Origin of the sequence: Clavibacter sp. VKM Ac-2872, assembly GCF_015351105.1 — a bacterium.
In the GTDB taxonomy this organism is placed as follows: domain Bacteria; phylum Actinomycetota; class Actinomycetes; order Actinomycetales; family Microbacteriaceae; genus Clavibacter.
Map to the genome: position 1 here is coordinate 176142 of NZ_JADKRR010000003.1, position 21913 is coordinate 198054.

Annotated in this window: 19 protein-coding genes; 3 read left to right on the top strand and 16 right to left on the bottom strand. The window is 74.0% G+C overall.

Annotated elements, in window-relative coordinates; translation table 11 throughout:
- Positions 1–99: 99 nt before the first annotated feature.
- Positions 100–1362: a CynX/NimT family MFS transporter gene (locus ITJ40_RS13700; RefSeq protein ID WP_370532061.1), complete on the bottom strand. Its 1263-nt coding sequence runs from the start codon at positions 1360–1362 to the stop codon at positions 100–102.
- Positions 1363–1399: 37 nt separating this feature from the next.
- On the opposite strand from ITJ40_RS13700, the gene ITJ40_RS13705 reads away from it, so the two are divergent.
- Positions 1400–2110 carry a maleylpyruvate isomerase family mycothiol-dependent enzyme gene (locus ITJ40_RS13705; protein ID WP_194667600.1) on the top strand — a complete coding sequence of 237 codons (711 nt, stop codon included), beginning with the start codon at positions 1400–1402 and terminating at the stop codon, positions 2108–2110.
- On the opposite strand, the gene ITJ40_RS13710 is transcribed toward ITJ40_RS13705, so the two are convergent.
- From ITJ40_RS13710 to truB, 4 genes are read right to left on the bottom strand one after another with little or no spacing between them, the layout of a single operon-like run.
- Positions 2107–3039, bottom strand: a complete 933-nt coding sequence (locus ITJ40_RS13710; protein ID WP_194667601.1) for a bifunctional riboflavin kinase/FAD synthetase — start codon at positions 3037–3039, stop codon at positions 2107–2109. The two genes, ITJ40_RS13705 and ITJ40_RS13710, sit on opposite strands and share 4 nt — an antisense overlap.
- Positions 3040–3041: 2 nt before the next feature.
- The gene (locus ITJ40_RS13715) at positions 3042–3503 is read right to left on the bottom strand and encodes a hypothetical protein (protein ID WP_194667602.1); all 462 of its coding nucleotides are present in this window, start codon (positions 3501–3503) and stop codon (positions 3042–3044) included.
- Positions 3504–3541: 38 nt separating this feature from the next.
- Entirely contained in the window at positions 3542–3910 is a 369-nt protein-coding gene (locus tag ITJ40_RS13720) for a hypothetical protein (RefSeq protein WP_194667603.1), read from the bottom strand.
- Positions 3907–4866: a tRNA pseudouridine(55) synthase TruB gene (truB, locus tag ITJ40_RS13725; protein ID WP_194667604.1), complete on the bottom strand. Its 960-nt coding sequence runs from the start codon at positions 4864–4866 to the stop codon at positions 3907–3909. The genes ITJ40_RS13720 and truB overlap by 4 nt, the downstream gene beginning before the upstream one ends.
- An 85-nt stretch (positions 4867–4951) precedes the next feature.
- Here truB and ITJ40_RS13730 point away from each other — a divergent pair, with 85 nt between their 5' ends.
- Positions 4952–5947, top strand: a complete 996-nt coding sequence (locus tag ITJ40_RS13730; protein WP_194667605.1) for a 2-dehydropantoate 2-reductase — start codon at positions 4952–4954, stop codon at positions 5945–5947.
- A 36-nt stretch (positions 5948–5983) separates the two neighbouring features.
- Here the strand turns inward: ITJ40_RS13730 and ITJ40_RS13735 are convergent, their stop codons facing one another.
- Positions 5984–6550 carry a hypothetical protein gene (locus ITJ40_RS13735; protein WP_194667606.1) on the bottom strand — a complete coding sequence of 189 codons (567 nt, stop codon included), beginning with the start codon at positions 6548–6550 and terminating at the stop codon, positions 5984–5986.
- Positions 6551–6588: 38 nt separating this feature from the next.
- Between ITJ40_RS13735 and ITJ40_RS13740 the strand changes: the two genes are divergently transcribed.
- Entirely contained in the window at positions 6589–7467 is an 879-nt protein-coding gene (locus ITJ40_RS13740; RefSeq protein ID WP_194667607.1) for an A/G-specific adenine glycosylase, read from the top strand.
- Positions 7468–7510: 43 nt separating this feature from the next.
- Here the strand turns inward: ITJ40_RS13740 and rbfA are convergent, their stop codons facing one another.
- From rbfA to ITJ40_RS13790, 10 genes are all read right to left on the bottom strand, one after another.
- On the bottom strand, positions 7511–8014 hold the full coding sequence (gene rbfA / locus ITJ40_RS13745) for a 30S ribosome-binding factor RbfA (protein ID WP_194667608.1): 504 nt from the start codon (positions 8012–8014) through the stop codon (positions 7511–7513).
- Positions 8015–8141: 127 nt separating this feature from the next.
- Positions 8142–10976, bottom strand: coding sequence for a translation initiation factor IF-2 (infB, locus tag ITJ40_RS13750; protein ID WP_194667609.1), 2835 nt, complete (start codon positions 10974–10976; stop codon positions 8142–8144).
- 96 nt (positions 10977–11072) lie between these two features.
- Complete coding sequence (locus ITJ40_RS13755) at positions 11073–11366, bottom strand: YlxR family protein (protein ID WP_194667610.1); 294 nt, start codon at positions 11364–11366, stop codon at positions 11073–11075.
- Positions 11367–11416: 50 nt separating this feature from the next.
- Positions 11417–12424 carry a transcription termination factor NusA gene (gene nusA, locus ITJ40_RS13760; protein WP_045528674.1) on the bottom strand — a complete coding sequence of 336 codons (1008 nt, stop codon included), beginning with the start codon at positions 12422–12424 and terminating at the stop codon, positions 11417–11419.
- Between the two features lie 86 nt (positions 12425–12510).
- Positions 12511–14283 (bottom strand): proline--tRNA ligase, encoded by a 1773-nt coding sequence (locus ITJ40_RS13765; RefSeq protein WP_194667611.1) that lies wholly within the window; start codon positions 14281–14283, stop codon positions 12511–12513.
- 31 nt (positions 14284–14314) lie between these two features.
- Entirely contained in the window at positions 14315–15316 is a 1002-nt protein-coding gene (locus ITJ40_RS13770) for an SDR family NAD(P)-dependent oxidoreductase (protein WP_194667612.1), read from the bottom strand.
- The gene (locus ITJ40_RS13775) at positions 15313–17991 is read right to left on the bottom strand and encodes an alpha/beta fold hydrolase (protein WP_194667613.1); all 2679 of its coding nucleotides are present in this window, start codon (positions 17989–17991) and stop codon (positions 15313–15315) included. The genes ITJ40_RS13770 and ITJ40_RS13775 overlap by 4 nt, the downstream gene beginning before the upstream one ends.
- Before the next feature lie 7 nt (positions 17992–17998).
- A complete protein-coding gene (locus tag ITJ40_RS13780; RefSeq protein WP_194667614.1) occupies positions 17999–19030 on the bottom strand; it encodes a 3-oxoacyl-ACP synthase III in 1032 nt (343 codons plus the stop codon).
- Between the two features lie 107 nt (positions 19031–19137).
- Positions 19138–20283, bottom strand: coding sequence for a flavodoxin-dependent (E)-4-hydroxy-3-methylbut-2-enyl-diphosphate synthase (gene ispG / locus ITJ40_RS13785; RefSeq protein ID WP_172405931.1), 1146 nt, complete (start codon positions 20281–20283; stop codon positions 19138–19140).
- 107 nt (positions 20284–20390) lie between these two features.
- Positions 20391–21812 (bottom strand): RIP metalloprotease, encoded by a 1422-nt coding sequence (locus ITJ40_RS13790; protein WP_194667615.1) that lies wholly within the window; start codon positions 21810–21812, stop codon positions 20391–20393.
- Positions 21813–21913: the final 101 nt, after the last annotated feature.

The following is a 21913-nucleotide window of genomic DNA, read 5'->3' on the forward strand; positions in this document are numbered from 1 at the left end:
ATTTCCCACGGTGCCGAATCAATGCGACGGGCGATGGACCCCGGATGGACGGCGGGCTGTCGGGAGGTGAACGGAGCACGCGACGCGATCCGTCGCGCGTCAGCCCTCGCGCGCGGCCTCGCGGGGCGCGCGGTCCCAGGTGTCCTCGAGCATCCGTGGCCGGGCGAGGTAGAAGCCCGACGCGGACGCCACCGCGACCATGACGAACAGCATGAGCAGCGGCACGGTCCAGCCGCCGGAAAGCTCGTGCAGCACGCCGAACATGAGCGGCCCGATCGCGCCGATCGAGTAGCCGATGCCCTGCACGAAGCCGCTCAGCGCGACCACTCCCCCGTGCGTGCGGGTGCGGAGGTTGATGAGCACGAAGACCAGCGGGAACAGCAGCGGGCCGGATCCGGCGGCGGCCACCCAGAGCAGCGGGGCCGCGGCGGGCGCGACCAGGAGGCCGACGTAGCCGACGACGAAGAAGAGCACGCCGACCTGGATCAGGATGCCGACGTTCCTCATGCGCGCCGCGAGCAGCGGCATCACGATGGCCGCGGGCAGCCCCATGAACCCGAAGACGGCGAGCAGCGCGCCGGACGCGACGGGCGACTGCCCCGCGGTGTCCTGCAGGAGCGCGGGCAGCCACGCGAACATCGCGTACGCGTTGAACGACGAGGCGGACTGGATCCCCACGAGCGCCCATGCGACCGGCGAGCGGAAGACGCGGCCGGTGACGGCTATGGGCGCCTCCTCGACCTGGTCGAGCGCGGCCGCGGCGGCGCGCTCGCGGCGGGTGTCGCGATGGTGGTTGACGAGCAGGGCGATCCACGGCACGAGCGCGACGACCGCGACCGCGGCCCACGCGCCGATCGCGACGCGCCAGCCCGCGCTGTCGGCGAGGGGCGCGGCCACGAGCGAGGGCACACCCGTGCTGATGGAGAGCATCACGGTGGTGAGCGAGGTGAGCGGCCCGATCCGGCCGGGGAAGTACTTCTTCACGAGCGGCGGCAGGAGCACGTTGCCGAGGCCCATGCCCGCGAGCGAGAGGACCGTGCCGACGCCGAAGACGACCACGGTGTCGGATCCGGCGCGCAGCAGGTGCCCGACGACCATGGCCACGAGGCCCACCACCACGGTGAGCTCCAGGCCGATGCGGCGCGAGATCGCGGGTGCGAGCAGCCCGAACAGCGCGAAGCACACGGGCGGCAGCGCGCCGAGGACGCCGATGGAGACGCTGTCGAGCGGTACGTCGCGGCCGATCTGGTCGACGATCGGCGAGAAGACGGCGACGGCCGTGCGGAGGTTGAGGGCGACCAGCACGATGCCGACCAGGGCGAGGAGCGCACCCGCGCGGGGAGCTGCGGGAGTCGTCGTCACCACCAGATTCTACGGCGGCCGGAATATGCTCTCGGCCATGAGCGAGATCTCCCGGCACCTGCCCCTCAGCCAGCGCGCGTCCGAGCCCGAGGCGAAGGTGACCGGGGTCTGGAGCGCGGAGATCGCCGACGTCCTCGACCGCACCGCCGACCTCCTCGCGTCCCTCGACGCCGACGGGTGGGAGGCCGCGAGCATGTGCGACGGCTGGACCGTCCGCGACGTCGCCGGCCACATCGTCTGGCGGGTCGGCGCGAGCAACGCCGCCATGGTGCGCACGGCCGTCGGCTCGATGCGCCGCCGCCCGCACCTCAACCCCATGCACGTGATGGACGACCTCAGCGCCGACGAGGCCGCGCGCTCCCCCGAGGAGCTCGTCGCCCGGATCCGCGCCATCGCCGCCGACAAGCGCGCGGGGAAGGGCCGCAAGCGCCTGCCCGAGCTGCTCGAGGTGGTCGTGCACGCCTTCGACATCGCGCACGCGCTCACGGCGGACCTGGAGCTCGACCACCGCGCGACGGGCGCCGTCGCCGTCGCGCGCGCCGCGATCGCGCCCGCGCAGGTCCGCGGGGTGCTGCGGGCGCGGACGCTGCGCGCGTCGGACGCCGGCTGGAGCGTCGGCCACGGTCCCGTGATCGAGGCGACCGCGTCGACGCTGATCATGTACCTCTTCGGCCGCACGCCCCGCCCGCAGGGCGACGCGGCGGCCACGCCGGAGGCCGGGGCAGCCGACGCGACCGGCGCCGCCTAGGCCCCGAGCACCTCGCGGGTGCGCACCACGTCGTCCGTCATCTGCGCGATGAGCGGCTCGCGCCCCTCGTAGGCGACCATGCCGCGGATCCGGGAGACGAACACGACCTCGACCTCGTGGTCGTAGAGGTCGAGCGTCTCGTCGAGCACGAACGCCTCCACGACGCGCGGCCGGACGCCCGCGAACGTCGGGTTGGTGCCGACAGAGATGGCCGACGGGTACGTGCGGTCGCCGTCGCGGAGCCAGCCCGCGTAGACGCCGTCGGCCGGGATGAGGCCCTCGGCCTCGGGTGACAGGTTCGCCGTGGGGAACCCGAGCTCGCGGCCGCGCTTCTCGCCGTGCACGACCACACCGCGGACCGCGGGCGCGCGGCCGAGCAGCTCCGCGGCGGCCTCGACGTCGCCGCGGTCCATGAGGTCGCGGATCCACGTGGACGACACCTTGCGGCTGCCGTCGGGCATGACGTCGCCCACGACGACCGTGCGGAAGCCGTGGCGCTCGCCCAGGCGCGTGAGCTTGGCGGCGTCGCCCGCGCCCTGCGCGCCGAAGCGGAAGTCCTCCCCCACGAGCACGACGCGGGCGCCGAGGGCGTCGACCAGCACCGTGCGGACGAACTCCTCCGGGCTCAGCCGCTGGAGGCGCTCGTCGAACGGGAGCATGAGGGTCGCGTCGACGCCGAGCTCGGCGAGCAGCTCGATCTTCTGCCGGTTGCTCACGAGGCTCTGCGGCCGCGCGGCGGGCGCGAGGAGGGCGGCGGGGTGGCGGTCGAACGTGACGACGGCCGACGACAGGCCCTCGTCGGCGGCGATGCCGAGGAGGCGCCGGATCACCGCGCGGTGGCCCGCGTGCACGCCGTCGAACTTGCCGATGGTGACGGCGCTCGGCCCGAAGCCGCCCGGCACCTCGGCCGGGTCGTGGACGACGAGCACGGTCAGCGGTCCCCGGCCACGGGGCGCTCGTCGACGGCGCTCACGCGCGAGCGACCCCCGCTGCGGAGCCACCACAGGCCGAGCACCGGCAGCACCAGCGGGATGAACACGTAGCCGTACCCGTAGACCGACCACACGCTGTCGTGCGGGAAGAGCTGGGAGTCGACGAGGCTCAGCGTGCCGACGACGAGCACGCCGACGAGCTCGAACGCGATCGTGGCGAACGCGATCCGGTACCAGCGGCGCGCGGCCTCCGGGGTGCGCGCGGGCGCGACCAGCGCGACGGTCGCGACGATGTAGACCACGGCGGCGAGCGCGGAGAGCGCGTACGCGACGGGCGCCTCGTCGAACTTGGTGAGGATCTGCGTGACCGAGCGGCCCGTCGCGGCGAGGGCCAGCAGCCCGTAGAAGAAGACCAGGACCCGTCCGAGACCGGTCATGCGCGAGGTACGGGAGTCAGTCATGGCACCTGCGATTATCCCCTACCCGAGGGAGAGGGCGGTCACGCGGACTGCACGTTCCAGATGACGTCCATCCGGTAGACCATGATCGCGATGGCGAGGCACGAGGCCCCCAGGATGATCGTGCTCCAGCGGGTGCGCTCGACGAGCGCCCAGAAGACCGCGAGCGGCGGGATCAGCAGGCCGCTCAGCAGGTAGGCGTAGAACTCGATGAGGCTGCCCGACGGCGGGTTGCCGACCGCGGGCGCGACGATCGCGATGACGAGCTGGACCACGAGCAGCACCTCGACGAGCGCGGTCGGCAGCACCGTGAGGTCGCTCGGCTTCCGCCCGATCGCGCCGACGACGAGGCACAGCGCGCCCGCGACGACCGCGACGGCGATCTGCGCGACCGTGAACCAGCCGATCACGACGCGCCCCGGTCGTCGGCCGGGAAGTTGACGATGGACGTGCCGGTGCGGCCGCGGAAGCCGACCAGCCCCACGAGCCGGCCGTCGGGCGCGACCGCGGCGAGCGGATCCTCCGTGGGCGCCTCGTCGGGCGTCGTGAGCTTCTTCCCGTGGCCGAGGTCGACGGCCTCCTGCTCCGTGAGGTGCAGCACGTCGAAGAGGCGCGCGGCGGCGTCGGCCGGCGGGATGAGGCGGTCGGCGACGACCATCTCGTCGATCGGCACCGCGTCGTCCACGTGGAAGGGGCCCACGCGCGTGCGGCGGAGCGCGGTGAGGTGGCCGCCGACGCCGAGCGCGCGGCCGAGGTCCCGCGCGAGGGCGCGCACGTAGGTGCCGGATGAGCAGGTGATCCGCACGTCGAGGTCGAGCTGCGCGCCGTCCTCCTCGCCCTCCTCCGCCTCGACCGCGTCGAAGCGCAGCACGTCGAACGCGGAGACGGTGACCTCGCGCGCGGCGAGCTCGACCTCCTCGCCGGCGCGGACGCGGGCGTAGGCGCGCTTGCCGTCGACCTTGATGGCGCTCACGGCGCTCGGCACCTGCGAGATGGTGCCGCGGAGGTCCGCGATGGCGCGCTCCACGTCGGCGACGGCGAGGTCGCGGATGCGGCCGGGCTCGGCACGGGAGACGACCTCGCCCTCGCGGTCGTCCGTGGTGGTGGCGCGGCCGAGGCGGATCGTCGCCAGGTACTCCTTGTCGAGGCCGACGAGGTACGTGAGCAGGCGCGTGGAGCTGTTGACGCCGAGGATCATGAGGCCGGTCGCCATCGGGTCGAGCGTGCCCGCGTGCCCGACCTTGCGGGTGCCCGCGAGGCGACGCGTGCGGGCCACGAGGTCGTGGCTCGTCCACTCCCCGCGCTTGTCGATGAGCAGCAGGCCGCTCGCGGTGGAGGGCGCGGCGCGGGGGGTCGGGGTTTCCATCGCCCACCATCATGCCGTGCCCGGGCGCCCGCCCGGCTCCCTCGGAGGCGTCCGGAATAGGATCGGATCCGTCGGAGGAGGACGCGTGCGGATCGGTGTCTTGGGGGCGGGCGCGGTCGGCGGCACCCTCGCCGCGCTGCTCGAGCGCGCCGGACACGAGGTCGACGTCACCGCGCGCGGACCGCACCTCCGGGTGATCCAGGACCGCGGGCTGCGCCTCGCCGGCGGCTACGGCGACCACGTCGCGCGCGTCGCGGCGGCCGAGCGGCTGGGTCGCCCGCCCGAGCTCGCGATCGTCGCCACCAAGATCGCCGACGCGCGCGACGCCATGACGGAGAACGCCGGCTGGCTCCGCGGGATCCCCGTGCTCGTCGTCCAGAACGGCCTCTCCGCGATCACGATGGGCGTCGAGTGCCTGCCGCGCTCGCAGGTCGTCGGCGGGCTCGCCCTCGCGGCGACGTCGCTCTCCGAGCCGGGGCTCGTCACCGTCACCTCGCCCGCGGGCATCCAGATCGGCACGGCCGACGGCCCCGAGGGCGCCGGCGTCGCCCTCGTGCGCGAGGTGCTGGATCCCGTGATGCCCGTCACGGTCGCCGCCGACTTCCGCGGCGCCCAGTGGACCAAGCTCGTCATCAACGGCATCAACGCCGTGCCGGCCGTCACCGGCCTCAGCGTGCAGGCGGTCATCGCCGAGCCCGTGCTGCGGCGCATCGTCACGCGCGCCATGCGGGAGACCGTGCGCACGGGCCTCGCGCGCGGCGTCACCTTCGGCCGGCTCGGCGGCCTCACCCACAGCAGGCTCCGGCTGTTCGCGTCGCTGCCGCTCCCCCTCGCCGAGCGCCTGCCGGTCTCGCTCGCCCGCGACATGGGGCAGGTGCCGAATCCGGGGTCGACGCTGCAGAGCATCCGCCGCAACCGCCCCACGGAGGTGGACCACCTCAACGGCGCGGTCGCGGCCCTCGCGCCCGGCGCCGGACAGGACGCGCGCGTCAACGCCGCGCTGGTGCAGCTCGTGCACGGCGTGGAGGCCAGCGGGCGGCACATCTCGCCCGCGGAGCTCGCGCGGCTCGTGCCGCGCTGATCCCCCGCCCGCGCGATCGACGCGGTGCGGAGCGGGTCAGCAGCTGTCGGCGAAGACCCGGCGCGGGAGCTCGGGATCGGTGACGTCGACGATCATGGTCGCGGCCCGGCGCGGGTTGACCTGGCGGACGTAGCGCGCGTGCGCCTCCTGCGCGGCGGATCCGGCGTCGCCGCCCGAGGTCGCGAGCGGCTCGTCGGGCAGCAGGAGGTAGACGACGGCGTTCCAGAGCCCGCGGAGCTCCGGGGCCTGGAGGGCGTCGCCCGCGACGATCAGCACCGCGTCGTCGGGGGCGTCGGTCACGGCGTCGCCGCCGGGCCGCAACGCGAACGCGCTTCCGGGCTTCCGGAACGGCCGGACGAGCCCGTCGCGGAGGGCGTCCGCGTCGACGGCGCCGCCGTCGGGCGCGAAGTCGGCGGCCCGGGCGACGTGCGCCCCGCGCCCGTCCGCGCGCAGCACGTCCGCGAGGTCGTGCGCGACGCCCACGGGATCCGCGAGCGGCCCGCCGTCGACCGCGAGGAACGCGCGCCCCCGGCCGTAGTTGTGGAGGAACTCGTCGGCGAGCGAGGCCAGGACCTCGGCGCGGGAGGCGCGGTACAGGGGCATGGGCCGAGCCTAGGCTCATCGTCTCGTACGCTGTCCGGATGCCGGAGACCGCCCTCGCCCCCCGGATCACCGCGTGGTTCCGGGAGAACGCCCGCGACCTGCCCTGGCGGCACGAGGGGTTCGGATCCTGGGGCATCCTCGTCAGCGAGTTCATGCTGCAGCAGACGCCCGTGGTCCGCGTGATCCCGCGGCTGGAGGAGTGGCTGGCGCGCTGGCCCGAGCCGGCAGCCCTCGCCTCGACGCCCGCGAGCGAGGCCGTCCGCGCGTGGGGCCGGCTCGGCTACCCGCGGCGCGCGCTCAACCTGCACGCGTGCGCGGTCGCGATCGTCGAGCGGCACGGCGGCGTGGTGCCCGAGGACGTCGACGCCCTCCTCGACCTGCCTGGCATCGGCCCGTACACGGCCCGCGCGGTCGCGGCGTTCGCGTTCGGGCACCGGCACCCCGTCGTCGACGTCAACGTGCGCCGGGTGCTCGCGCGCGCGGTCGCCGGACAGGGCGATCCCGGTCCCGCGCGCACGAAGGCCGACCTCGCCGCCATGGAGGCGCAGCTGCCCGACGACCTCGCCGAGGCGCGCCTGTTCAACGCGGGCGCGATGGAGCTCGGCGCGGTGGTCTGCACGGCGCGCGCGCCGCGCTGCGACGACTGCCCGGTGCGCGACCTGTGCGCGTGGCGCGCCGCCGGGTACCCGGCCTACGACGGGCCGGCGCGCGTGGTGCAGAAGAAGTACGAGGGATCCGACCGCCAGGTGCGCGGCCTCCTGCTCGCCGAGCTGCGGTCGAGCCACTCCCCCGTGAGCGCGGCCGACCTGGCGACGGCGTGGCCGGAGCCCGTGCAGCGCGAACGCGCGCTCGACGGCCTGCTCGCCGACGGGCTCGCGGTGCGCCAGCCCGACGGCACGTACGCCCTGCCGAGCTGACGCACGGCGGCCGGCCGACGCGGACGCCGACCGGCCGGATGGATCACTGCGCGGGCTCGTACCCGGGCGCCGGGCGGTCGTCGTCGCCGTCCTCGTCCTCGTCGTCGTCGTCCTCGTCCTCCCCGATTACGCGGGGCTTGACGTACGGGTCCTCCTCGCCGGCGTAGACGCCGGCCTTCGCCTGCGCCTGCACGTCGGCGTCGCGGCGGCGGGCCTCCTCCAGGAGGGCGTCGATCGCGGCCGCGTTCTCGGGCACGCCGTCGAGGATGAACTCGAGCGACGGCGTGAGGCGCGCGGTGATGTTCTTTCCCACCTCGCTGCGGAGCATGCCGGTGGCGGACTTGAGGGCGGCCGCCGTGTCGGCGCGCTCCTCGTCGGTGCCGTAGACCGTGTAGAAGATGCTGGCGTGCTGCAGGTCGCCCGTGACGCGCACGTCCGTGACGGTCACGAATCCGAGACGCGGGTCCTTGATCCCCCGGTCGAGCTTGCGCGCGACGATCTCCTTGATGCGGTCGGCCATCTTCCTGGCCCTCGCGTGATCGACCATGGTCGACGTCCTTCCGTGACGCTGCTCGCCGGGCGTGCTCGTCCGGCGTCGTGCTCGTGCCCCGCGGGTGGCGGGACGGGGAGGGCCCCGCTCCCCTGGTGGGGAGCGGGGCCCGGATCGGCCGGGGTCAGACCCGCGGCTTCTCCTTCATCTCGATCGTCTCGATCTCGTCGCCGATCTGGATGTCGTTGAACTTGCCGAGGCCGATGCCCGCCTCGAAGTCCGTGCGGACCTCGGACACGTCGTCCTTGAACCGGCGCAGCGACTCGATCGCCAGGCTGTCGCCCACCACCACGCCGTCGCGGATGACCCGCGCCTTGGCGTTCCTGGTGATGGTGCCCGAGCGGACGATGACACCCGCGATGTTGCCGAACTTGGAGGAACGGAACACCTCGCGGATCTCGGCGACGCCGGACTGGACCTCCTCGAACTCGGGCTTGAGCATGCCCGTGAGGCTCGACTCGATCTCCTCGAGCGCCGAGTAGATGACGCTGTAGAAGCGGATGTCGACGCCCTCGCGAGCCGCACGTGCACGGGCCTTCGGGTCGGGGCGGACGTTGAACCCGATGATGATCGCGTTGTCGATCGTCGCCAGGTTGACGTCGCTCTCGGTGACCGCTCCGACGCCGCGGTGGATGATCCGCAGCTGCACGGAGTCGTCCACCTCGATCTTCATGAGCGACTCCTCCAGCGCCTCGACGGCACCGGACACGTCGCCCTTGATGATGAGGTTGAGCGACTCGACCTTGCCCTCCTCCAGCGCACGCGTGAAGTCCTCGAGGCTGATGCGCTTGCGGGCCTTGGCCAGCTGGGCGTTGCGCTCGACGGCCTCGCGCTTCTCGGCGATCTGACGGGCGGTGCGGTCCTCCTCGGTGACGAGGAAGGTGTCGCCCGCGCCGGGGACCGACGAGAGGCCCTGGACCTGGACGGGCCGCGAGGGGTAGGCCTCGTGGACCGCGTCGCCGTTCTCGTCCATCATCGCCCGGACGCGGCCGTAGGCCGTGCCCGCAACGATGGCGTCGCCCACGCGGAGCGTGCCCGACTGGATGAGGACGGTCGCGACCGCACCGCGGCCCTTGTCGAGGCGCGCCTCGATGGCCACGCCGCGCGCGTCCTTGTTCGGGTTGCTGCGCAGGTCGAGGCCGGCGTCGGCGGTGAGCAGGACGGCCTCGAGGAGGTCCTCCACGCCCTTGCCGGTGAGCGCCGAGACGTCGACGAACATGACGTCTCCGCCGTACTCCTCGGCGACCAGGCCGTACTCGGTGAGCTGCTGGCGCACCTTGGCGGGGTTGGCCCCCTCCTTGTCGACCTTGTTGACCGCGACCACGATCGGCACGTTCGCCGCCTGGGCGTGGTTCAGGGCCTCCACCGTCTGCGGCATGATGCCGTCGTCGGCCGCGACCACGAGGATCGCGATGTCGGTGACCTGCGCACCACGGGCGCGCATGGCGGTGAACGCCTCGTGGCCCGGGGTGTCGATGAAGGTGATGGCACGCTCGTAGCCCTCGTGCGGCGCCCAGACCTGGTACGCGCCGATGTGCTGCGTGATGCCGCCCGCTTCGCCCTCGATGACGTTGGCGTTGCGGATGGCGTCGAGCAGGCGCGTCTTGCCGTGGTCGACGTGGCCCATGACGGTGACGACGGGCGGCCGGATCTCCAGCACGTCGTCGTCCTCGTCCTCGAGCTCCTGGTCGAGGTCGATGTCGAAGCCCTCGAGCAGCTCGCGGTCCTCGTCCTCCGGGGAGACGACCTGGATCTTGTAGCCGAGCTCGGTGCCGAGCACCTCGAAGGTGGCCTCGTCGAGCGACTCGGTCGCCGTGGCCATCTCACCGAGGTGGAACAGCACGGTCACCAGGTTGCCGGGGCTCGCGTCGATCTTGTCGGCGAAGTCCGAGATGGACGCGCCGCGACGCAGGCGGACGATGGTGTTGCCGTCGCCGCGGGGGACGCTGACGCCACCCAGCGACGGGGCCTCGCGCAGCTCGAACTCGGCCCTCTTCGTCCGCTTCGACTTGCGCGACTTGCTCTTGCCGCCGCCGCGACCGAAGGCACCCGCGGTGCCGCCGCCGGGGCCGCGACCACGGCCGCCGCCACCGGGACGACCGGCGAAGCCGCCGGCCGGACGCTGGAAGCCGCCGGCCGCGGGGGCGCCGGGGCGTCCCGCTCCGCCGGGTGCTCCGCCGGGACGACCCGCACCCGCGGGACGCTGGCCGAAGCCGGCCGGGCGTGCACCCTGGCCGACGCCGCCGGGGCGCGGGGCGCCCGGGCGGGGGGATCCGGGACGGGGAGCGGCCGGACGGGGGCCTGCGGCTCCCGCGGCGGGGCGCTGGCCCATGCCCTGGTTGCTCGCGAACGGGTTGTTGCCCGGGCGGGGCTTGGTGCCCATGCCCTGGTTGCTCGCGAAGGGGTTGTTGCCGGGGCGCGGGGCCGCCGGACGCGGGATCCCGGGGCGCGGGATGCCGTTCGAGGGGGCGGACGCGCTGCCGGCGTCCGGGCGCGGGGCGCTCGGGGTCTCGGCGGCCGGCGCGTCGGGGGTGGCCGACGCGGCCGACTTCTCGGCCTGCGCCTTCTCCTCCGCGGCGGCCTTGCGGCTCGCCTCGGCCTGGGCCTGGCGCTCCGCGACGGTCAGCGGCTGGGCCGGGACCGGCACGTCGGACGCCTCGGGCGCCTCCGCCTCGGGAGCGGCCGTGGGCTGCGGGCCGGGGGTGGGGCGTCCGCCGGGCTTCGGGGCCGACGAACGGGCTCCGGGCCGCGGGGCGGACGAGGGGGCTGCGGCGGGAGCCGAAGCCTGTCCGGTGACGCCGGCCGCCTCGAGGGCCGCCTTGAGCTTGCGGGCCACGGGGGGCTCGATGCTCGACGACGGTCCCTTGACGAACTCGCCCATCTCCTTGAGCTTGGCGAGTGCGGTCTTGCTGTCGACGCCGATCTCGGCGGCGATCTCGTGTACGCGTGGTTTTGCCACTGTTCTCCTGTCTGGGGGTCCTCTCCCAGGCAGGAGGGGACCGCTAGTGCTGGACGGATCTCATTTCGAGCCGCTCATTAGTTGTCCATGTGCCGTTCAGCCTGTTCTCTCGGATGCTCGCGCGCTCGGCTGGGCCGCGAGCCGCTCTCGTAGTCCCCCAAGAGCTGCGGGGTCGAGCGCCGCGTCGCTCCGCAGGGCCCGCCCGAAGGCACGCCGCGCGATCGCTCTGTCGATGCACTCGATGGTCGGATGGATCCACGCGCCCCTGCCGCCCTTGACCGCGCGCTCGTCGAGGACGAGGGAGCGGGTGGGGGGATCGGCGACGATCCGCAGAAGAGCGGACCTCGGGGCACGTCGACGACAGCCGACGCACGTTCTTACCGGATCCATACTACCCCCTCCGTCCGGCGGCGGGGAGGCCGGGTCCTGGCGGGCGGCGCTCAGTCGTCGCCCTCGAGGATCGAGTCGGGCTGGATGTCGATCTTCGCGCCCGTCAGCTTGGCGGCGAGTCGGGCGTTCTGGCCCTCCTTGCCGATGGCGAGCGACAGCTGGTAGTCCGGCACGAGCGCGCGGACGGCCTTGGTCGCCTGGTCGATGACGAACGAGCTCGTGACCCGGGCGGGCGAGAGCGCGTTGCCGACGAACACGGGCAGCGACTCGGAGTAGTCGACGATGTCGATCTTCTCGTCGTTGAGCTCCGCCGTGACCGCGCGGACGCGCTGCCCCAGCTCGCCGATGCAGGCGCCCTTGGCGTTGATGCCCGGCTCGGTCGCGCGCACCGCGATCTTGGTGCGGTGGCCGGCCTCGCGGGCGAGCGACACGATCTCCACGAGCCCCTGCGCGATCTCCGGCACCTCGAGCGCGAACAGCTTGCGGACGAGCGAGGGGTGCGTGCGCGAGACCGTGATCTGCGGGCCCTTGGCGCCGCGCGAGACGCTCGTGACGTAGACGCGCAGGCGTGAACCGTGCACGTACTTCTCGCCGGGCACCTGCTCCTCGGGCGGCAGGATCGCCTCGATGGTGCCGAGGTCGACGTGGATCATGCGCGGGTTCGGGCCCTGCTGGATGACGCCCGCGACGATGTCACCCTCGCGGCCCTTGAACTCGCCGAGGATGCGGTCGTCGCCGATGTCGCGCAGGCGCTGGTTGATGACCTGCTTCGCGGCGAACGCGGCGATGCGGCCGAAGTCGCTCGGGCTGTCCTCGGACTCGCCGATGACGAGGCCGTCCTCGTCGAGCTCGGGGACGTGCACGGAGACGTGGCCGGACTTGCGGTCCAGGTGCACGCGGGCGGGGGGCACGCCGTCGGCGACGGGCTTGGCGTCGGCCTGGTCGGTGTGCTTGAGGTAGGCGGTGAGGATGGCCTGCTCGATGATCGAGACGAGCTCCTCGAACGGGATCTCGCGCTCGCGCTCCATCAGGCGCAAGACGCTCAGGTCGATGTCCACGGTGCGACTCCTCTATTCGGTTGGAAACACTCGAGGCTACCCGACCGGGAGGGGTCGGGCAGCCTCGAGCGGGGGCGCGGTGCGGATCAGCGGTCGGCGGTGAGCGCGCCCACGACGTCGGCGAGCGCGACGGGCGTGCGCTCGTTCGTGCGGCGGTCCCAGAGCTCGGCCATGCCGTCGACGGCGCCGCGGCCGACGATGACGATGGTGGGCACGCCGATGAGCTCGGCGTCGCCGAACTTCACGCCGGGCGACACCTTCGGGCGGTCGTCGAAGAGCACGTCGAGGCCCGCGGCGTCGAGCGCGTCGACGAGCTCCTCGGATGCGGAGGCGATCTCGTCGCCCTTGCCGGTCATCACGACGTGCACGTCGAACGGGCTGATGGACGCGGGCCAGAGGAGGCCGCGACCGTCCTGCGTGGCCTCGGCGACGAGCGCGAGGTTGCGCGTGATGCCGATGCCGTAGGAGCCCATCGTGACGGTGACGAGCTTGCCGTTCTCGTCGAGCACCTTGAGGCCGAGGGCCTCCGCGTACATGCGGCCGAGCTCGAAGACGTGGCCGATCTCGGTGCCGCGCGCGGTGCTGATCGGGCCGGAGCCGTCGGGCGCGGGGTCGCCGTCGCGCACGTCCGCGGCCTCGACCACGCCGTCGGGCGTGAAGTCGCGTCCGGCGACGAGCGAGAGCACGTGCTTCCCGGCGACGTTGGCGCCCGTGATCCACGAGCTGCCGTCGACGACGCGGGGATCGACGAGGTAGCGCACCTTCGTGGCCGACGTGGATCCGAGCACGGGGCCCTCGGGCGACCACGGGCCGATGTACCCCTTCACGAGGCCGGGCTGCTTCTGGAGGTCACCCTCGGTGGCGGGCTCGACCTCGGCGGGGAAGAAAGCCACCTCGGCGCGCTTGAGGTCGATGTCGCGGTCGCCGGGGATCCCGACGACGACGAGCTCGCGCGTGCCGTCCAGGTGGGTGAGCGCGAGGACGATGTTCTTCAGGGTGTCGGCGGCGGTCCAGGCGCGGCCGTCCTCACGGGGCTCGCGGGCGTTCGCGAGGTCGACGAGGGTGGCGATCGTGGGGGTGTCGGGCGAGTCGAAGACGCGCGCGGCGGGCTGCCCGTCGATGGGGATCGCCTCGGGGACGAGCGTCGTGAAGGCCTCGACGTTGGCCGCGTAGCCGCCGGGGCTGCGCACGAACGTGTCCTCGCCGATGGGCGTGGGGTGCAGGAACTCCTCGCTCTTGGACCCGCCCATCGCGCCCGCGTCGGCGGCGACGATGACGTACTCGAGGCCGAGGCGCTGGAAGATCCGCTCGTAGGCGTCGCGCTGGGCCTGGTAGCTCACGGCGAGGCCGGCGTCGGTGTGGTCGAAGGAGTAGGCGTCCTTCATCGTGAACTCGCGGCCGCGGAGGATGCCGGCGCGGGGGCGGGCCTCGTCGCGGTACTTGTCCTGGATCTGGTAGATCGACAGGGGCAGGTCCTTGTAGCTCGAGTAGAGGTCCTTCACGAGCAGCGCGAAGAACTCCTCGTGCGTGGGCGCGAGCACCATGGGCGCGCGCTTGCGGTCCTCGAGGCGGAACATCCCGGGGCCGTACTCGTCGTAGCGGCCGGTCGCCTGGTACGGCTCGGCGGGCAGGAGCGCGGGGAAGTGCACCTCCTGGGCGCCGATGCGCTCCATCTCCTCGCGGACGATGGCCTCGACCTTGTTCTTGACCCGGAGGCCGAGCGGCAGCCAGGCGAAGATGCCGGGGGCTTGGCGGCGGATGTAGCCGGCGCGCACGAGGAGGCGGTGGCTGGCGACCTCGGCGTCGACGGGGTCTTCCCGGAGGGTGCGGACGAAGAGCTTGGAGAGGCGTGTGGACACCGGATCAGCCTAGCGATCCGCCCGGGCCCGCTCAGCGCGCGACGGCGTACGAGAGGCGGAGGCGCTCGAAGCCCTCGTCGAGGGAGACGGCCGGGGTCCAGCCGAGCGCGCGGCGGGTCTCGCGCTGGTCGAACCAGTGCGCGGTGGAGAGCTGCTCCGCGAGGAAGCGGGTCATGGGCGGCTCGTCGGATCCGGGGCGCACGGCCCACACGCGCTCCACCGCTCCCCCGGCGGCGCGGGCGAGGGCGGCGGGCACGCGGATCCGGGGCGCGGGCACGCCGGCCGCGCGGCACATGCCCGCGATCAACTCGGCCACCGGGCGCGGCTCGCCGTTGGTGACGACGTAGGCGCGACCGTGCGCCGTGTCCGCGGCGTCGAGCGCGGCGACGATCGCGTCGGCGGCGTTGTCGCGGTAGACCGTGTCGATGAGCGCGGCGCCGTGGCCGAGGAGGGGCAGGCGTCCGCGGGCGGCCCGGTCGACGATGCGGGCGACGAGCTGCGTGTCGCCCGGGCCCCAGACGAGGTGGGGGCGGACCGCGAGCACGCGCATCGCGGGATCGTCGGCCGCCAGCGCGATGAGCTCGCCCTCGGCCTTGGTGCGCGCGTAGTCGCCACGGGCGCGCACCGGGTCCGCGGGTCCGGCGCCGTCGCCCGTGATCGAGAGGCCCGTGTGCGCGACCGACGGCGAGGAGACGTGGACGAAGCGGGAGACGCCCGCCGCGCGCGCCGCCCGGAGGAGCCCGCGCGTGCCCTCGACGTTGACGGCGCGGAAGTCGGCGGGGTCGCCCGCGAGCGAGACCTTGGCGGCGAGGTGGATCACCGCGTCGACCCCGTCGACGGCGCGGACGACGGAGGCCTGGTCCGTGACGCTGCCGCGGAGGTCGACGACGGATCCCGGCACCGGCTCCGTGCCGCTCGCCGCGAGGCCGGACGGCTGGCGCTGGAAGGTGCGGACGGCATGTCCGGCGGCGGCGAGTCGCTCGGCCACGGCGCGGCCGAGCATCCCGCTCGCGCCCGTGACGAGGACGATCACGGGGCGCTCACCCGCCCGCCCGCGAGGATCCCGGCCGCCCAGCGGCCGAGCCCCGCGCGATCGACCTTCGAGTTGTGGCGGACATCGGTCGGCAGGACGGGGACGACGATCACGGCGGCGACCGGGACGCCGACCGCGGCGCGCACGGCGGCGGCGAGGCCGGGGTCCGCGAGGCCGACGCGTCGCGCGGCGGGCGTGGTCTCCACGACCAGCACCAGCTGCTGCACGCCCGCGGGCCCGACGCCCACGGCGGCCGCGCGGCCGACGCCCGGCGCGGTCTCGGCGCGCTGCTCGGGGCCGACGGAGGTGAGCACGCCGGCGGACGTGGTGATCACGTGAGGCAGGCGGCCCTCGACCCAGAGCGCGCCCGTGGCGTCGAGGTGGCCGACGTCGCCCGTGCGGTGGCGGCGGATCCCGTCGGCCGAGTCGCGGCGGGCCGCGCGGTCGGTCACGTGCAGGCGGTCGTAGCGGTCGTGCACGTGCGGGGCGGCGGCGACGATCTCGCCCGTGACGCCGGGCTCGGACGTGAGCGCTCCGGTCGCGGCGCCGTCGGCGTCGAGCGGGCTGATGCGGATGTCCACCGGGTCGACGGGCGTGCCCACGCAGACGCCGGCGTCGCCGCGGCGGGCGGCGTCGCGGATCCCCTCGAGCGTCACGTCGGTGAGCAGCAGGCCCTCGGTCATGCCGTAGGGGGTGTGGACCTCGGCGGCCGGCATCAGCGCGGCGGCGCGCGTGAGCAGCGCCTCCGCGAGCGGGGCGCCGGCCGAGAGCAGCGACCGGACCCGGCCGAGCGCCGCGCGGTCGTCGGCCGTGAGCGCGTCGCCCGTGGCGACCACGTTGGCCAGCGCCGCCGGCGACGCGAAGACGACCGTGGCGTCGGCCGCGCGGGCCGCGACCGCGAGGGCGGATGCCGTGAGGTCGCGCGGGCGGGTCACGTCCATGTCGGGCGTGACGCTCGTCGCGCCGAGCGCGGGGCCCAGCAGCGCGAAGGGCGCGAAGCCCGCGACGAGGCCCGTGCCGACGCCCACGTCGAAGCGGGAGCCGAGGACGTCGCGGAGGGCGGCCAGCTGGCGGTTCGTGTAGACGACGCCCTTGGCGGGGCCGGTGGATCCCGAGGTGAAGAGGATCGCGGCGTCGTCGTCGGCCGCGGGCTCGGGCGGGAGGACCTGCGCGCGGCCCCCGCGGGCGATCTCCGGCAGGCTCGCCGCGACCCCCAGCGCGCGGGCGACCGGCGGCGCGAGGGTCGTGACGGAGATCCGCTCCCCCGGCCAGCCGAGGGTGCGCGCGAGGGCGAGGCCGGCGGGGATGCCGACGACCATGTCGGGACGGGATCCCGCGACCGCGCGTCCGAGGCCCTTCACGCCGAGGCCGGCGTCGGCGACCACGACGATCGCGCCGATGCGGAGGCACGCGTAGAGGAGGGCGGTGAGGTCGGCGCCCGGCGGCACGAGCAGCGAGACGCGGTCGCCCGCGCGGATCCCCCGGGCGTGGAGGCCCGCCGCGATCTCGCGGACGCGGCGCGCGAGCAGCCGCCAGGAGACGGTGCGCGGACCGCCGCCGCCGCGCGGCGCCATCTCCACGAGGACGGGGTCGTCGCTGTCGCGCAGCTCCTCGAGGAGGGCGCCGAGCAGGCGGACCGGCGCGGCGTCGCGGTCGGCCGCGGGAGCGGGACGCGCGGCGGGCGCGGATCCGGGCGCGATCCGGTCCGCGAGCCAGTCGAGCGCGGTCGACGCGTAGTCGTGGTCCTCGGCGACGAGGTGGCCCGCGCCCTCGACGCGGTGCACGTCGGCGTGCGGCAGGCGCTCGAGGAGGTCGGAGAGGTAGACGTCGCTGAAGATCGGGTCGCGCGGGCCCCAGACGAACAGGGCCGGCAGGTCGAGGTCGCGGAGCCCCTCGGCGATGGACGTGAGGGTCGCGTGGCTGGGGTGCGCTGGGCCGACGGGGATGTCGGCGACGAAGCCGCGGATCCCGGCGCGGCGGGACGCCCCTCGGTACGGCGCGGCGAACGCGCGGCGCACGGCCGGGTCCAGCGGCGGGTGCGCGAGGGCGAGCGTGGTGGCGAGGAACCCGGGCGTGCCCCGCGTGGCGGCGTCGTGGATCCCCGTCGCGAGCGCGAGGCGCAGCGGCCACGGGATGGGCACGCCCTCCTCCTGGTGCACGGCCGTGTTGAGCGCCATGACGCCGGCGAGCACGCCGCGGTTGCGGAGCGCCCAGCCGAGGCTGACGACGCCGCCCCAGTCGTGGCCGAGGGTGACCACGGGCGCCGTGGCGCCGGATCCCGACAGGCCCAGCTCGTCCGTGAGCGCCTGCAGGTCGTCGAGCCGCGTCGGCAGGGTGCGCGCCGTGCCCGTCCGCTCGGAGAAGCCCATGTCGAGCTGGTCGACGGCGACAACGCGCCAGGCCGGTGCCGACGGATCCCGCTCGGCGCGCGCCAGCGACTCCGCCGCGATGCCCCGCCAGAGGTACGACCAGGTCGGGTTGCCGTGCACGCAGAGGATGGTCCCCGCGACGGGCGCGCCCGTCGCGGCCAGCCGCTCTCCCGTGTCGAGCAGGTGCCAGCCGTGCCCGCCCGCGCGCACGACGCGCGACCAGGCGGGGTCGAGGCCGGGCAGCGGCCGCCCGTCGGGGCCCGCCACGGGGACGGTCGCCGGGGCGACCGCGGTCGACGCGCTCACGCCGCGGCTACCAGAGGATCTCGGTCATGGCCGTGTTGAGGCCGGAGCCCACGCCCATGCAGAGCACGCGATCCCCGCGGCTGAGGCTGTCCGCCTGCTCGGCGAGCGTGATGGGGATGCTCGCGGGACCGACGTTGCCGTAGCGCGGGTACGTGAGCGGCACGCGCGACTTGTCGAGCTTCGCGGCCTTGACGATCGCGTTCGTGTGCACGTCCGACACCTGGTGGAGGATGTAGCGGTCCATGTCGGACCAGTCCCAGTCGTCCTGCGCGGCTTCCTTCCACGCGTCGACGACGAGCTCCATCCCGCCGCGGAGCAGCTCCTTCGTGTCGGTGAACATGCCGTCCACGTCGCCGATGCAGAGCTCGTGGTGCTGGGTGGCGGCGCGCGTGACGCCGCCGAGGATCCGGTGCCCCTCGGGGTGGTCGCTCGTGCGGCCGAGCACCGCCGCCGCGGCGCCCGCGCCGAGCGTGAGGCTCGGGAACTCGCTGAGGAAGTCGGCGCGCGTGGTCTCCGGGCGGAGCAGGCGCGCGACCGTGTTGTGGCGGATCTCGCCGGCGTCCTCGCCGTCGACGATCATCGCGTAGTCGATCTGGCCCGAGTCGATGAGGTGGCCCGCGAGCGTCATGGCGTTGACGAAGCCGAGGCACGCGTTGGCGATGTCGAAGTTGAGGGCGGAGGACGGCAGCCCGAGGCCGTTGTGGATGCTGACGGCGACGCTCGGCTCGAGGTGCGCACGGGTCACGGACGTGTTGATGAGCAGCCCGATCTGCGACGGCTGGACGCCGGCCTGCGCGAGCGCCATGCGCCCGGCCTCGGTGGCGGCCGCGTCGAAGGACATCGACGTGTCCCAGTTGCGGCGCTCGAGGACGCCGGCGACGCGCTGCAGGAGTCCGGTGGGGAGACGGAGCCGGGAGAGCACGGGCTTGAGGCGGTCGTCGATCTCGACCGACGTGACGGTGTGGGGGGCGAGGACGCTGGCGAGCCCCAGCAGGGAGGTGTTCCGATGCCGGAAAGTGGCGTTACCGTTCAACAGCATCCTCAGTTCGTGGGGCGGTCCGCCGGGCGGACGACTAGCAGAGCCTACGCGCAGCCGGCGCGCGCGGACGCACGGCCGCCTGCGCGGGCGGGTGGGGAGGGGTGGGGCTAGACGAGGATCTCGGGGCTGCCGATGGATCCCGCGGGCATCTCCGCGGCGAGGCGGTTGGCCTCCTCGATGAGGGTCTGGACGATCTCGGCCTCGGGGACGGTCTTGATGACCTCGCCCTTGACGAAGATCTGCCCGCGGCCGTTGCCGGACGCCACGCCGAGCTCGGCCTCGCGGGCCTCGCCGGGCCCGTTCACGACGCAGCCCATGACGGCGACGCGCAGCGGCACGTTGACGTGCTTGAGGCCCTCGGTGACCTGCTCGGCGAGCGAGTAGACGTCGACCTGGGCACGGCCGCAGCTCGGGCAGGAGACGATCTCGAGCTTGCGCTCGCGGAGGTTGAGCGACTGCAGGATCTGCAGGCCCACCTTCACCTCCTCGGCCGGCGGCGCGGAGAGGGAGACGCGGATGGTGTCGCCGATGCCCTCGGAGAGCAGGATCCCGAACGCCGTGGCGCTCTTGATGGTGCCCTGGAACGCGGGGCCGGCCTCGGTGACGCCGAGGTGGAGCGGCCAGTCGCCGCGCTCGGCGAGCAGGCGGTAGGCCTTCACCATGATGACGGGGTCGTTGTGCTTGACCGAGATCTTGAAGTCGTGGAAGTCGTGCTCCTCGAAGAGGCTGGCCTCCCACACGGCGGACTCGACGAGCGCCTCGGGCGTGGCCTTGCCGTACTTCTGCAGGAGGCTCGGGTGCAGGGATCCGGCGTTGACGCCGATGCGGATCGAGGTGCCCGCGGCCTTGGCGGCCTTCGCGATGGCGCCGACCTGGTCGTCGAACTTGCGGATGTTGCCGGGGTTCACGCGCACCGCGCCGACGCCGGCGTCGATGGCCGTGAAGACGTAGCGGGGCTGGAAGTGGATGTCCGCGATGATCGGGATCTGGCTCTTCTTCGCCAGGATGTGCAGCACGTCCGCGTCGTCCTGGTGCGGCACCGCGACGCGCACGATGTCGCAGCCGGTGGCCGTGAGCTCGGCGATCTGCTGGAGCGTCGCGTTGATGTTGGTGGTCTGCGTGGTCGTCATCGACTGGACGCTGACCTGGGCGTTCCCGCCCACCTTCACCTTGCCGACGCTGATCTGACGGGTCTTGCGGCGGGGCGCGAGGACCTCAGGGACCTTCGGCATTCCGAGATTGACTGCTGGCACGGGAAGAGCCTACGTCCGATTCCTGCGCGCCCGGTGCGTCGGGGGCGCGGACGGCGTCGGACGCGGGGCGGGGTCAGGCGCGGGGCGGGGTCAGGCGCTGGGCGACGTCAGGTGAGCCGGACGGGGTTCACCAGGTCGGCGAAGATCAGCAGGGCGCTCATGGCGCCGAAGACGATGACGACCACGAACGTCAGCGGCATGAGCTTCGCGACGTCGACCGGGCCCGGGTCGCGCCGGCCGCGGATCTTCGCGAAGAAGCGGCGGACGCCCTCCACGATCGCGCCGAGCACGTGCCCGCCGTCGAGCGGCAGGAGCGGCAGCAGGTTGATCATGCCGAGCGCCACGTTGAGCGAGGCGACCAGGCCGATCATGGCCGAGGCGCGCGACGCGACGGGCGTCTCGTCGAGGCTCGCGATCTCGCCGGCGACGCGGCCGACGCCGACGACGCTCATCGGGCCGTTCGGGTCGCGCTCGCCGCCGCCGAACGCGGCACGACCGACGTCCACCAGGCGCTGCGGGAGGTTCAGGATGAGGTTCCCGACCGCGGCCATGTTCTCGCCCGTGGTGGTGAAGGCCGCGGAGAGAGGCTGCTGCTGCACGGCCTGCGTGGGGCTGAAGCCGATGAGGCCGACCTCGCGCGTGACCGGGTTCCCCTGCTCGTCGACCTCGGGGGCGCCGCGCTGGCCGATGACGGCCTGCTCCGTGAGCACGGGCGTGATGGCCAGCGTCTGGCGGGCGCCACCGCGCTCCACGACGACGTCGAGCTCCTTGCCCGCGGACACCTGGACCGTGCTCGTCACCTGGTCCCACGCGGTGACCGGCGTGCCGTCGATGCTGACGATCGTGTCGCCGGGCTGGAGGCCGGCCGCCGCGCCCGGGGCCTCGGGGGCGCCGGCGGGGCAGGTGGCGGCGTCGGCGGAGGCGGTGGATCCGGCGGGCACGATGCACGCGTTCACCTGGCCGACCGTGGTGGTGGGCGTCGTGACGCCGAAGCCGCAGAGCACGATCGCGAACAGCACGATCGCGAGGAGGAAGTTCATCGCCGGGCCGCCGAGCATGATGACCATGCGCTTCGGGACGGGCAGCTTGTAGAACGCGCGGTCCTCCTCGTCGCCGACGCTCTCGGCGCTGGCCTGACGCGCGTCCTGCACGAGGAGGTCGAAGAAGCCGCGGCCGGCGCGGTCGTCGCCGTCGGGGGCGGCCGGGGATGCGGCGTCGGCGCCGCGGCGGCTGTCGGGCCCGACGAGCTGCGCGATCCCCGTGCTGCTCGTGCCGGCGCGCGAGCTCTGCGGCGGGAACATGCCGATCATGGAGATGTAGCCGCCGAGCGGGATGGCCTTCACGCCGTACTCGGTCTCGCCCCTGCGGCGGCTGAAGATCGTCGGCCCGAAGCCGATCATGTACTGCGTGACGCGCACGCCGAAGAGCTTCGCGGGCACCAGGTGCCCGACCTCGTGGAGGCCGATGGACACGGCGACGCCGACCACGATGATGAGCACCCCGAGGATGTAGAGGAAGACGCCGTCCATGGTGGGAGAGGCTACCTCCCGGACCCTGGGCGGACGCCGCCGTGGCGCGGATCCGCAGGCAGCCAGTCGCCGAGGACGGCCCGCGTCGGGCGGGCCGCGCT